General features: G+C 62.9%; 11 protein-coding genes. 3 read left to right on the top strand and 8 right to left on the bottom strand.

The window, feature by feature from the left end; translation table 11 throughout:
* Positions 1 to 103 precede the first annotated feature (103 nt).
* Positions 104 to 1,375, bottom strand: a complete 1,272-nt coding sequence (locus HMPREF2712_RS04050) for a type II secretion system F family protein (RefSeq protein ID WP_070819340.1) — start codon at positions 1,373 to 1,375, stop codon at positions 104 to 106.
* 40 nt (positions 1,376 to 1,415) lie between these two features.
* On the bottom strand, positions 1,416 to 3,002 hold the full coding sequence (locus HMPREF2712_RS04045; RefSeq protein WP_246828670.1) for a TadA family conjugal transfer-associated ATPase: 1,587 nt from the start codon (positions 3,000 to 3,002) through the stop codon (positions 1,416 to 1,418).
* A gap of 208 nt (positions 3,003 to 3,210) precedes the next feature.
* On the opposite strand from HMPREF2712_RS04045, the gene HMPREF2712_RS04040 reads away from it, so the two are divergent.
* The gene (locus tag HMPREF2712_RS04040; protein ID WP_070819338.1) at positions 3,211 to 5,217 is read left to right on the top strand and encodes a bifunctional 3'-5' exonuclease/DNA polymerase; all 2,007 of its coding nucleotides are present in this window, start codon (positions 3,211 to 3,213) and stop codon (positions 5,215 to 5,217) included.
* Positions 5,218 to 5,380: 163 nt separating this feature from the next.
* Here the strand turns inward: HMPREF2712_RS04040 and HMPREF2712_RS04035 are convergent, their stop codons facing one another.
* The gene (locus HMPREF2712_RS04035; protein ID WP_049360386.1) at positions 5,381 to 6,160 is read right to left on the bottom strand and encodes an NUDIX hydrolase; all 780 of its coding nucleotides are present in this window, start codon (positions 6,158 to 6,160) and stop codon (positions 5,381 to 5,383) included.
* A gap of 50 nt (positions 6,161 to 6,210) precedes the next feature.
* Positions 6,211 to 7,122, bottom strand: coding sequence for an endonuclease III (nth, locus tag HMPREF2712_RS04030; protein WP_070819337.1), 912 nt, complete (start codon positions 7,120 to 7,122; stop codon positions 6,211 to 6,213).
* Between the two features lie 145 nt (positions 7,123 to 7,267).
* On the opposite strand from nth, the gene aroQ reads away from it, so the two are divergent.
* Complete coding sequence (gene aroQ / locus HMPREF2712_RS04025) at positions 7,268 to 7,708, top strand: type II 3-dehydroquinate dehydratase (protein WP_070819336.1); 441 nt, start codon at positions 7,268 to 7,270, stop codon at positions 7,706 to 7,708.
* A gap of 142 nt (positions 7,709 to 7,850) precedes the next feature.
* On the opposite strand, the gene HMPREF2712_RS04020 is transcribed toward aroQ, so the two are convergent.
* The gene (locus tag HMPREF2712_RS04020; protein WP_070819335.1) at positions 7,851 to 9,029 is read right to left on the bottom strand and encodes a MarP family serine protease; all 1,179 of its coding nucleotides are present in this window, start codon (positions 9,027 to 9,029) and stop codon (positions 7,851 to 7,853) included.
* Positions 9,030 to 9,523: 494 nt separating this feature from the next.
* On the opposite strand from HMPREF2712_RS04020, the gene HMPREF2712_RS04015 reads away from it, so the two are divergent.
* Complete coding sequence (locus HMPREF2712_RS04015) at positions 9,524 to 10,201, top strand: Crp/Fnr family transcriptional regulator (RefSeq protein ID WP_005504653.1); 678 nt, start codon at positions 9,524 to 9,526, stop codon at positions 10,199 to 10,201.
* A gap of 147 nt (positions 10,202 to 10,348) precedes the next feature.
* Here the strand turns inward: HMPREF2712_RS04015 and HMPREF2712_RS04010 are convergent, their stop codons facing one another.
* The 3 genes from HMPREF2712_RS04010 to HMPREF2712_RS04000 all read right to left on the bottom strand — a co-directional run bounded on the left by HMPREF2712_RS04010 (position 10,349) and on the right by HMPREF2712_RS04000 (position 12,388).
* Positions 10,349 to 11,524, bottom strand: a complete 1,176-nt coding sequence (locus HMPREF2712_RS04010; protein ID WP_070819334.1) for an NUDIX hydrolase — start codon at positions 11,522 to 11,524, stop codon at positions 10,349 to 10,351.
* A complete protein-coding gene (locus HMPREF2712_RS04005) occupies positions 11,517 to 11,999 on the bottom strand; it encodes a RidA family protein (protein WP_070819333.1) in 483 nt (160 codons plus the stop codon). Before HMPREF2712_RS04005 ends, HMPREF2712_RS04010 begins: the two co-directional genes overlap by 8 nt.
* Positions 12,000 to 12,184: 185 nt before the next feature.
* Positions 12,185 to 12,388, bottom strand: coding sequence for a DUF4177 domain-containing protein (locus HMPREF2712_RS04000; RefSeq protein WP_005504647.1), 204 nt, complete (start codon positions 12,386 to 12,388; stop codon positions 12,185 to 12,187).
* Between the last annotated feature and the right edge of the window lie 117 nt (positions 12,389 to 12,505).

Genomic DNA, 12,505 nt, shown 5'->3' with positions numbered 1-12,505 from the left:
TGGGTGCTCATCCGCGTTCACGGCAGATGGGCAAAGGTCTAAAAGCGAAGGTCTAAACTTTTCAGCATTTCGGCTAATCGACAGCGCTTATGGACATGGTTCTTTAGCCGGTCAGCGTGGGTAGTAGCGAAATGATGATGGGCACAATACCCAAGCAGATAAAGGCGGGTAGCGAGCACAACCCGAGGGGCACCACGAGCGCTACGGAGAGCTTTCCGGCGGCGCGTTCTGCCGCGCGTCGCTCGCTGAGGCGGTGCGCATCGGCAAGGGAGAGCAGCAGCGCCGTGCTGGGTGCGCCGCCCGTGTAGGCGGGGGCGAGCGCATCCCGCAGCTCACCGAAGGTTCCCGCCGCGGACCCCGACCAGGCACTCCCCCAGCCGCTACCCATCTGTAGGCGCTGGCAGACCGTGTGCAACGGTCGGCTGTTAAGCGCCTCGGCGAGGGTGCCCAGTGCGGCGAGCGGTGCGAGCCCGGCTCTCAACTGCGCGGCGAGTAGTTCCAGCACGAGGGCGGTATCAATGGGCACGGCACCTGCTGGCGAGGCAGGCTTTTCCATCTCAGATTCAGCATTCGCCACCCTGGTGCTCGGCCTTGCGCTCTCCACCTCCGCCCGATGTACGAGCGCGGCGGTCCAGCGGCGCCCGGCGAAGGCAAGCCCCAGCCCGAGCAAACCGGTGAGCGCTCCGAGAACGGACCCTGTCAGCACACCCACGGGGTCGCTTCCCATGAGTACCCCCAAGCCGAGGCCGAGCAGCGGTAGCCATGAGAGGATCCTGCCAGTGGCACGCGGCGCGGCGAGGGCGCTCTGCCTGCCCAGGAGCGCGTCAATGCGTTCTTCGGCGTGTTCGGCGGCGCGTTCCAGGCTCGTGGCGAGCGGCGCACCGGCGCTCTCGCTCATGCGCAGGCTCAGTTGCAGGTCGTGCAGGCGCTCGCGGCTGTGCGGGCGCATCCGGGTGCTATTTTCGAGTAGCTGCGCGCAGGCGAGGTGCGCGGGGGCACCCCAGGAGGTGACCGTGGCGAGCGCCTGCGTGAAGCGGCGGATATCTTCGGCGCACCGCTTGTGCCCGTAGTCTTCGAAAGAGGACCCTCGTGCACGTCGAGCTCGGGTGTTTTTCCTGGCGCTTTTCCGAGAGCTATTCTTCGCGCGCGTTTTCCCCGTACCCGGCATCAGCTCGTTCTCCCCGAACTGCCTGAACTGACCAGAGCCCGGGTCGGTGTGCACCGCCTCCTGCAGGGGAATGCCGGCGCGCAGGTTCAGGGCGAGGGTGCGTAGCATGAGCGGCCACATGCGCATTTCCTCGGCGCTGGCTGCTCCGGCGAGGTGCTCAGCCCAGCGTTCGCGAAGGCTTCCTCGACTCGTTTCTTCCCTTTTCATGGTTCCTCCTTTCACGTTTTCCGTTTCCCCTTTACGGGGGCTAGTACCCAACTTCAGAGCCCACAGAAATACGCCTGACCTGCAGGTACTCTTCACTCCCCTGTGTGGCGGGGTGCAGGCTGTAAATACCCTCGATGCGGCGGCATCCGTCCCGGTGTTCCAGGTGGATAATGCGTTCAAAAGCCGTCGCCGTATGTAGAGCGACCGTTCTACTATCCAGTCCGGCGAGCGCACCCAGGGCGCACAAACGCAGGGGCACCGCCTGCGCACTATTGGCGTGCAGGGTCGTTCCGGCGCCGCGGTGACCGGTATTCATGGCGGTCAGCAGGTGCACCACCTCCGCACCGCGGCACTCGCCGACCACGAGCCGATCCGGGCCCATGCGTAGCGCCTGCACGATCAGCTCACCCAGCCCGATTTCGCCGGCACCTTCGGAGTTGGCGGCGCGGGTTTTGAGGGCAATAACCTGTTCATGCTGCGGCGCGAGTTCCGGGGTGTCTTCGAGCAGAATGAGGCGCTCCTGCGGCGTACACAGCCCCAGCAGGGCGTTGAGCAGGGTGGTTTTGCCGGTGCCTGTGCCCCCGCTAATGAGGAATCCGCGGCGTTCGGCAATCATGCGGCGCAGGTAGGCGGCGGTCGCCTCATCGCACAGCCCCGCGGCCTGCAGCTGCGCCAGGGTGGGGCGCTCGCGGGCGGGTAGGCGCACGGAGAGCCGGGTGCGTTCGCTCAGCGGCGGGATAATCGCGTGGATGCGCCTGCCGTGCTCATCACTAATGTCAGCCGCCGGATGCGCAGCGTCCAGCTGCCCGCCATGCCTGCGGATGAGCCGCTCGGCGAGGTCACGCACACGCCGCTCATTACCGAGGCTCAGCGCCACGGGGCGGGTGGTTCCGTTGATGCCCGCCCAGATATCACAGGGCGAATTCACGTAGATATCGGTGATGGTTCCGGCGCGTTGCCCCTCGTCAAGGAGCAGTTCGAGGGCGCCGAGGCCGTAGAGTTCCGCGGCGAGGTAGCGCAGCGCGGTCTGCTGGTTGACGGGCACGTATTCCACGCTGGGGTAGCTCCAGGAGGTGGGCGCGGGTTGCACCGTTTTGGTGCGGAATTTTCGGGGCTTCGTCGCATTAGTTCCGTCTGCGCCCGTTCCTTCTGCGCTCGCGTTCCCCCAGGTGTTCCCCTGGTATCCACCGTCGATGGTGCAGATTGCCTCGTCCACGGCGTTTTCGAGGATCTCGCGGAGGGGTTGGGATTCTTGGAGTAACCCACTGCCCGCGGCACTCGCGGTGTTTGCACTGCCCGCGGCAACCATGCCCTCTACGGACGGCCGCTCCCCAGCCTTCTCGAGCCCGACACTGAATCCGCCACTAAAACCACCCAGGGCGATAGCGCTCATCTGCGGCGAGCGCAGAATCAGCTCGCGGGCGTGCAGGGCGACGGCGCGGGCGCGATAGTCTTCGGGAATGAGCAGGGCGGGTAGCGAGTGCGTGCGGGTGTTCTGGACGCCCGTATTCTGTGCGCCCGGCTGATTCGCGCCCTGTGCGGCACGCGGCGGGCAACCGTTGGGGCTGCCGGGATTGTTGGCAGGGTGCCCGGCGGGATTGCTGGAGGGGTTCATGGCGGGGTTCATGGCTCTAGGAGAGCATTGCACCCACCCCGAACTTTTAAGAGAATGAGCGTTCTGTGGATAACTCCTCGTGCACCCCGAAATATCCACGATGCACGCACCTCAAACGAACAAAACGCACGCATCCGGCGCTTTTATGACAAACCACTCGTACATTCTGGTGATAACCACGCACCACCCGTTCTACCGGCACATCCTCGATAATGGAAGAATGTACGTTCTGCTCAGTCCTGCCACCGGCGCGGGTATTACCGCCCAGACCGGCACCTCCGCGCACCCGGTCACGTCGGCTATTGCCGCGGGTGCGTCCCCGCGCGGTGCTCAGCCGGTGACCTCGTGGGGTGCTTTTCATTTTTCGGCGCCGACCGCTGAGCAGTTGCAGGACCCGACCTTTATTCCGCGGATTACGCGCGCGGATCGGGTGAGTGCGGCAAATCTTCCGGCGTATGTGCGAGAGGTAGAGCGGCAAGCGGCAGATTCGGTACAGGCGCGTTTCCCCCGCTGGATTTGGGCTGATACCCGCCACGTTGACCCGCTGCTACTGCGCCGCGGGGTGCGGGTGCATCTGTGCCATGATTTGCGTCTGGTACAGCGAATTTTGGTAACTGCCGCTACGCATCCGAGCGGTTTTGTGGAGTACAGCCCGGTGTTGGATCTTTCTGATGTGCGTGAGGCGGTGGAGCCGCAGGGGTATCTGCCGGTGGCGCGGCAGATTCAGGGTCAGGAGGAGCTGTTCGGCGCTGATTTTTTGAGTGCGCCCGCTACCTCTTCCGCCGCACCCGCCGGTTCTCCTGCCGATTCCTCCCCGGATTTCCTGGAGGCGGCGCCTCATGAGCCTTTTGCCCCGCAGTTGGCGGCGGGCCCGGTGACTCTGTTGCCGGAGCATCCGGTGGTGCGTGTGCTGATGCGTGAGTGGCTGGCGCAGGCGCGCGCTATTAGCGAGTCGAGGCACCCGGAGCGGCTGCGTCTTTTGGCGGCGGCGGAGTCTGCCGGTGCGTTGGTGGCGGCTGAGATTGGTTATTACGGCATCCCGTTTAATGTGCAGGCGCATCATGAGCATCTGTGCGAGTTGTTGGGTCCGCGCCCGGTGCCTGGGGAGCGTCCGCAGAAGATGCAGGAGTTGGCGGAGCAGATTCAGCGCATGCTGTTTATGCCGTCGTTGAATCCGGATTCGCCGCAGGATCTTTTGCGTGCTTTGCAGTCTGCGGGGGTTTCGGTGAAGTCTACGCGTTCGTGGGAGTTGAAGAGTTGGGCGGATGCGATTCCGGCTCAGCGGCAGAAGCGTTGGGCGATGATTGACCCGATTCTGCGCTATAAGAAGCTGTACCGTATTTGGACTGCTAACGGCTGGACGTGGGCTGATACCTGGGTTTCTGAGGGGGCGTTCCGCCCGCATCTTGAGGTGGGTGGAGCCGCGACCGGGCGCTGGGGCGCTTCCGGCGGTGGTGCGTTGCAGCTGCCTGCGGAGATTCGTCAGGCGGTGCAGGCGCCGGAGGGTCAGGTACTGACGGTGACGGATGGCTCGCAGATTGAGCCGCGTATTCTGGCGGCGTTGAGCCGTGATGAGGTGCTCGCTTCGGCGGGTCGTGGCGCTGACCTGTATGCGGGCATTGCCGAGTTGGCGCGCATGAAGGGTGTGGGTTTGACGGAGCGTTCCCACGCGAAGGTGGGCATGCTGGCGATTATGTATGGCGGCCGTAGCGGTGAGATTGGTGCCCTGTTGCCGCATGTGGCGGCGCTTTTTCCGCAGGCGATGGAGTTTACGGAGCGTGCCGCGCGCATTGGTGAGGCGGGCGGTCAGGTGACGACTTTTTTGGGTCGTACGTCCCCGCCGGTGGATGAGCGTTTCCGTGAGATTGTGGCTGATCGGTCTTCGCCGGCGGCTGAGTCGCGTGCGGTGTCGACTGCACGTGCGCACGGGCGTATGACCCGCAATTTTATTGTGCAGGGTACGGCGGCTGAGTGGGCTCTGTGCTGGATGGGCGCGGTGCGTTCTCGCCTGTTGTCGGAGCGAATTTTTGGTATGCCGATGCGCACCCGCATTGTGTATTTTTTGCACGATGAGCTTCTGCTGTGCGGTCCCGAGCTGGAGGCGGATCGCGTGGAGCGTATTGTGCGTGAGGGCGCTGCGGAGGCGGCACGTCTGCTCTTCGGTCGGGTGCCGGTTGATTTTCCGGTGTCGGTGGCGCGGGTGCGCAACTACGCGGACGGCAAATAATCGGCGGTAAATAATCAGCCGCACATAAGCGGCACCGTACAAGGGTGAAAATAGGGGCGGCAGGTAGCTTCATTCAAGCTATCTGCCGCCCCTATTTGCGCACTATTCTGCACCCTGTATCCGCTGGTCAGGTATTTATTCCAGCCGGTTTTACTCCTCGTAGTTACTCCTCGTAGCCGGGTGCCGGGCGCATCTTTTTTGTATCCCAGGGCACGGTCCAGCCGAGCGAGTCGAAGATCCGGTCCAGTAGAATCGCGGTGAATCCCCACACGGTGAATTCTTCGCCGCCGGGCATGCGCACCTCGAAGGCGGGGGTGCGGTGTGAAGTGCGGCCGTGTTTGACGTAGGCGGTGTGCCGGTTGGCAGGGTTGAGCAGGTCACGCACGGGCACGCGGGCGATGAGCGCGGACTCGTTGTGGTCGACGACTTCGACGGGCACGGGGCTGTTCCACCAGGCAAGCACGGGGGTGACCATGAAGTTGCTGATGGGTAGCGGCAGGGTGTGCAGCTGGCCGAGGATCTGCACGCCGGCGGGGTCTAGCCCAGTTTCTTCGACCGCCTCGCGCAGGGCGGCGATGTGGGCGACGGGTTCGCCGGTGGTTTCGGCGTGCGCGTAGTCTTCAGGGTCGATTTTGCCGCCGGGGAAGGCGGGCTGACCGGCGTGTGAGCGCAGGGTTGCGGCACGCACGAGGAGCAGTACATCCAGGTCGGCGCTGACGTTCTCGGGGCAGCCTTCAAATTCGCCGGTGGAGGGCGAGTTGTCGAGCACGCCGAAGAGAATCAGCACGGCGGCTTCTTTGTTCAACGGGCTGGCGGGTGCGCTGCTTAGCAGGGCTTGGACGTCGAATTCCACGCCGCCCTCTGCGAGAGCCGCCAGTGCCTGCTGGGCGGGGTGCTGTGCCTCCTGCCCCGCCTGTTCGGGTTGTACCTCGGGTGCGCTCATCTGTGTACCTCTCTTCTGTGCGGCTGCATTCCGGTTTGGTTCAGTCGCCGTTAGGCGCTGAGCGGGTAGCCTTCTGCCATGAGTTCGCGGCGGGTTGCGCCCTGCAGGAATCGCAGGTGCAGGTCTTCTCGACCGGGTGCCATTTCGTATTTCATGAGTTTACGTGCTGCTTGTTCGTTCGTCTCCCCGGCTCCATAGGACGGGCAGAGGTCGGCAACGGGGCATACACCGCAGGCGGGCTTTTTGGCGTGGCAGATGCGGCGGCCGTGGTAGACCATGCGGTGTGAGAAGAGCGTCCAGTCTTTGCGGTCGATGAGTTCGGCGACGTCTTTTTCGACCCTTTCGGGGGCGTCTGCGGTGGTGAACCCCATGCGGCGGGCGAGGCGGCCGAAGTGGGTGTCTACGGTCAGTCCGGGCACGTCAAAAGCGTTTCCGAGGACTACGTTCGCGGTTTTGCGGCCGACTCCGGCGAGTTCTACGAGCTCTTCGAGGGTTGAGGGAACCTGCCCGTTGTGGCGTTCTACAAGCTGCTGGGAGAGGGTGATGATGGAGCGTGCCTTGGCGCGGTAGAAGCCGAGGGACTGAATATAGGGTTCGACCTCTTCGGTGCGTGCGGAGGCGAGCGCGGCAGCGTCCGGGTAGCGTGCGAAGAGAGCACCGGTGACGGAGTTGACGCGCACGTCGGTGGTTTGTGCCGAGAGCACGGTGGCGATGAGCAGCTCGAAGGGGTTGTCGAAGTCGAGTTCTGCGACGGCGTAGGGGTAGGTTTCGCCGAGGATGCGGTTGATTTTGCGGGCGCGGCGCACGGTGGCGAGGTGGCTTTCGGGTGCGCGTGCGTTGAGGCGGCGGGCGGCGGCTGCGGCTTTGAATTCGGGAACGAAGCGAATCTGCAGGAGCGATTCGGCATTCTCTGCCGCGGTGTTCTGTGCGTCTACTTCGGTGCGGATGGCGTTCTCGGTCATAGCGCGAGGTTACCGGGCTTTGGGTGTGTGCGGTAGCGAGGTTCACCGTACTTAGCTCGTGGCGTTTCTCGCCCCTCCCCGTCATTTTCTGGGCAGTTCGCGTCGGCTCCTGCTGTGCGGTCGCTCGCTGTGCCACACTGGTTTTATGTCAGATACGATTTTTGTGCTTAATGGACCGAATTTGAACCTGCTTGGGCAGCGCCGCCCCGAGGTGTACGGCTACACCACTCTGCACGATATTGAGCGTATGGTGCGTGAGCGCGCGGCGGCTCATGGTTTTGATGTTGAGTTTATGCAGTCGAATCATGAGGGTGCGCTGGTGGATGAGATTCAGCGTGCTCGTACCCGTAGTGCGGCGATTATTATCAACCCGGCGGCGTATACGCACACGTCGGTGGCGCTACATGATGCGCTGGAGGCGGCTGAGCTTCCGGTGGTTGAGGTGCATCTGTCGAATGTGCATCGTCGTGAGGAGTTCCGTCATCATTCGTTTGTGTCGCCGCAGGCTACTGCGGTGATTGCCGGTGCGGGCGCATACGGCTACGTTATGGCGGTTGATTTCCTCGCCCAGCATTTGGCGGAATAACCCAGCGCAGCACCTCGCTGAGTAGCAGCACAGCATCTGGGCGGAATAGCCCCGCCTATCCCCCCCCCTTGTTAAACAGTTCAGGCTCCCGTCCCTTACTTGAGGGCGGGAGCCTGAACTTTTATCGCTGTCTAGCGGCTAGTTACTTGCGGCAGGATCCGGTGGAGACAGCGGCGGTGTTGTCGCCACCTTCAGCCAGTGCCTGCTTGAGGGTGCTTGCGGTGATGGCGTAGCCGGTCTGGCCGCTGGTTGCCTTGCCGAAGATCACGCCGACCACGTTGCCGTTTTCGTCGAGGACGGGGCCGCCGGAGTTGCCGTGCTGCACGTCGGCTGCCAGCTGGTAGACCTGGCGCATGGCGTTGGCGCGGCCGGTGTCGGCGTCGATGGTCTGGGTGTTGCCGATGCCCTGCACGGTGGCGGGCAGTGCCTTGAACGGGCCGCCCTTGGGGTAGCCCATGAAGGTTACGAGGCTACCTGCGGCGGCGTTGGTGCCGATGTTCAGCGGTTCAAGCGGCAGCTTGGGGACGCTGATGAAGGCGATGTCCTGTTCGCTGTCCATGTAGACGACGGTGCCGGGCCAGGTGCGGCCTCGGGAGTCCTGTACGACCGGGGAGGTCACGCCGGCGACCACGTGGGCGTTGGTGACGACCAGGCCGTTATCGGCGACGAAGCCGGAGCCGGTGGAGGTGTAGCCGCACTGCTCTGCGGCTCCCAGAATCTCAACCACGGAGGCTGCCGCCCGGTCCAGTGCCGCGGATTCTACGGTCTGGGTGGGGGCGCTGGTTTCGGGGGCGATGAGCTGGCTGACTTCGGGAATGGTTCCGAAGGCGAGCACGTCGTTGCGTACCGTGTTGATGCGGTCCTTGACGACCTCGGGGGTGGAGGCGACCATCCAGGAGAGGGTCTTGGATTCGCTGAGCACGGTGTTGAGCTGCGGGATGGGCACGGTGCGCATGGAGATGGTCAGCACGACCATGACCAGGGCGCAGGCGGCGAGGTTCAGCACTCCGCCGAAGAAGCGTTCAATGCCCTTGAGCGGGGTAATGTCGGTGACGCGGCGGATGGTGCGTCCGGCGACGAGGCCGAGCCACTGTCCGATGGTCAGGCAGATGATGAGCACACCGACGGCGGTAATGAGGCTCCACTGGGATCCCACGGAGGCGACGGCGAGGGGCACGAGCCAGGCTGCAGCGCAGACGCCCAGGCCCAGGCCGAGGAAGGTTCCGAGGGTGGTGAAGAATCCGCTGCGGACTCCGGCGAGGAAGTAGAGCAGCAGAATGATGGGGATAGCAATATCAAGCAGGTTGATGCCGGTCGTCACGACTAATTGCCTCCTTGGTGGGTAGAAGTGGTCACGGTGTGCGCATTGTGGTTGGTGCGGGCTGTGCCCGGTGAGTGTGGTGGCACGCTGTACCCTGCGGCGGGCGTGACGGGCGGTTCCGGGGTTGTTGAGACCGGGTTCTGCCTCGTCGCATCGTACCGCGTGTGGAGGCGGTGCGCCTCCTTGTCATGAGGGTTTGTCATGAGGGTGTCAGCGTGCTTGGTACCGAAAAAGTACACACCTGGATGCTTGATATTAGGTGCTGAACCTGTGGGTAAGCTTTGAATTTTCTCGAAAGAAATAACTTTTGCTGTAAAGCGCCCTATATCGGAATGCATAAAGCGCTTTTTTAGGGTACGCTCATATCAGTTGAATATGTCACACTAGCTTGAGCCTTCTCACATTTCAGATGTTGAGACGCATGACACCGGTTCGGGCTCACTCACTGAACATTTACGGGCTTCGGCTCATCACCTCATATCTAGGAGAACTTTATGGATCTCGAGATCCTCCGTCGTACCCCTCTCTTTGCTAACCTCGACGATGCAGCTTTCGCTCTGCTGACCGATGACATTCAGGAGATTGACCTCTCCCGCAACGCTGTCCTCTTCTACGAGGGTGACCAGGACGACCAGCTTTTCGCTGTGCTCTCCGGTAAGGTCAAGCTGGGCCGCACCGCTGCTGACGGCCGCGAGAACATGGTCGCGATTATGGGTCCCGGTGACGTTTTCGGCGAGATGGCTCTCTTCGATCCTTCGCCCCGTTCGACCAACGCTGTGGCTGTTTCTGAGACCCGCTTGGCTGCCATCAAGCACGAGTCCTTCAAGCGCGCACAGCAGCTGGACCCCTCGATTTCCGATCAGGTTATTAAGACTCTGGCTCGCCGCCTGCGCCACGCTAACGAGGCACTGGCTGACCTGGTCTTCTCCGACGTTCCCGGCCGCCTCGCTAAGGCTCTGCTGGACCTGGCTGACCGCTTCGGCCGCCCCGCGACCGACGGCGTGCTCGTTGCTCACGAGCTGACCCAGGAAGAGCTGGCACAGCTGGTTGGCGCATCCCGCGAGACCGTGAACAAGGCTCTTGCCGAGTTCGTTTCTCGTGGCTGGATTCGCCTGGAGGCACGCGCGGTGGTCATTCTGGACCTGCCCCGCCTGCGCCAGCGTTCCCGCTAAGGTTTCTTGGAGCCGGGGCTTTCTAGGACGCCCTCGCTAAAAGACGCACGACTTAAATAAATCAGGAGCCATTTCCCTCTGCATGGGGAAACGGCTCCTGATTTATTTAACGCTTCTTCTCAAGAGCGAGCGGCTGCGGCAAACCTGCTAGAGCACACCCATCGCGCCGGTGTACATGGAACCGGTCGTAGCCGGAACCACCTCGGTGAAGGAAAGCATGCATGCACCATTGTGGGTGACGAGCACGGGCTTCTTCACCTCAATCTTGCGGCGCTTCGACAGCCACGCGACGGAGGTCTGAGCCTTCGCCAGCGACTCGAGCATGCACATCACACCGGGGGTGATGAGCTGATCGAGGGTACGACCCACCGTATTGGACTGGCCGATGCGGTCGCCCAGTTCGCTGGTGTCCTTGGCTTCGAGCAGTTCGCGCACGTTTAGCCAGTCGCCCCACACGCCCTTACCGAGCAGCAGCTTCGGGTCCTGGCCTACGGGTAGCGCCGTGGTGAAGTAGGCAATGTCGTAACGCTTGAGGAAGAAGTCCGGGGACTGCCAACGCGCCACGGGGCGCAGTAGGTCAGCGCGCACGCTCAAGCCGCTGGAGGTCAGGAAGTCTGAGAAGCTCTTGTCCTGTGCCGCAACCGCTTCACGCCAGCTCATGAGCTCGGGGGTGCTGGAGCGCTCCACGACGTCCTGTTCGTCCTCGCCGGCAAGCAGAATACCGGTCTCTTCGAAGGATTCACGCACGGCAGCCATGACGCTACGGCGTGCCTGAGCGATGTCGGAGAAGTGGAACTGCTCTTCCCAATATTCGGCGCCGGGGCCCACCCAGGAGGCGGACTCATCATCACCGGGAAGAGCCGTACCGCCGGGGAACGCCACCACGCCCAGCGGAGAGGTGCCGGGGCGGTAGGTCAGAATCGTTTCGAGGCCGTTGTCGCCGTCGCGCACAAAAATGACGGATGCCGCCTGGCGCATCGTGCAGCCGGTCGCCCCTTCGTTGCCGCCTTCGCGCCAGCTTTCGGCGGCGGTGCGCATGAACTCGGGAATCGTGTAGAGACGCTGAATGCAGGAGGTTCGCGGGTTAGCCGCGGACTGTCGACCGGTGAACATGCGCGGGCGTTCCACGCCATCAGCCGGGGTGGGGGTGCCGAAGCGGCGTTCCTGCACCGGCAGGGGCAGGGTCTTGATGTCCTGTGCTCCGCCTGATCCGTGACCGTCGATACCGTTCACCGTCTTTTGGGCGCCACTTTGTGCCGCCCGCTGAGCCTGGGCAGCACGAATAGCAGACAGCGGCAGCGCGCCGGTGTACAGATTAGACATACTCAACGATAATCTCGACCTCTACGGGCGAATCGAGGGGAAGAACGGGAACACCCACAGCGGAGCGTGCGTGCTGGCCTGCCTCGCCGAAGATTTCGCCGAGCAGCTCGGATGCGCCGTTAATGACAGCGGGCTGAGCGGTGAAGTTCACCTCGGATGCCACGAAGCCAACGACCTTCACGACGCGCTGCACGCGGTCCAGGTCGCCAATGACGGACTTGACCGCTGCCAGGGCGTTGAGCAGGCTGATACCCGCGTACTTCTTTGCATCCTCGGGGGTCACGAAACCTTCAACGCCGGAGTCGGACACCTTACCGGTTTCGGGCAGGGCGCCGTCAACGAAGGGCAGCTGGCCGGAGGTGTACACGTAGGAGCCGGAGGTCACCGCGGGAACGTAGGCGGCAACGGGGGCGGGTGCTACGGGCAGTTCGTAACCGAGTTCGCGGATACGTGCTTCAATACGGGATTCAGTCATGATTACTCCAGAAGGATGGCGGGTGCTGGCACCCAAACGGTGATAGGGGGAACGCCGCAAATCTAAACGCTACTGATATTCAGGCAGCTGTTAAACGGCTAACCGGCGGCCTTCCTCATCTATTCCCGCGCTCCCCTAGTTAAAGGAGAGTCGGGATAGCGAGGTGACCGCCGGGTACGCTGCTCTTAGTCAGCCTTCTCGCGCTTAAAGTAGGCGATGGGGTTGCCCTGAGTCGGAGCGACCATGTTCGACGCGGGGGTTGCGCCAGCAGGTGCGGATGCGCCGGGGAGAACGGTTACGAGCTCCCAGCCGTCTTCACCCCAGTTGTCGAGGATTGCCTTGGTCGTGTGGATCATCAGCGGTACAGTTGCGTATTCCCATTTCTTCATACCCTCTAGACTATCGCCCGGTGTTCAATAAGTAAAAGGGATTCACTATGGTTTTGGTCAATGTCCGGCGCTTTTGGGGGCTTTATTCTCAGGGCTGAAGCGCCCACCTCCCTGTGG

The sequence above is a fragment of the Rothia sp. HMSC064F07 genome (assembly GCF_001837265.1).
Lineage (GTDB): Bacteria > Actinomycetota > Actinomycetes > Actinomycetales > Micrococcaceae > Rothia > Rothia mucilaginosa.
Note: the sequence above shows the minus strand (reverse complement) of the source record. Positions and strands in the feature narration are given on the sequence as shown.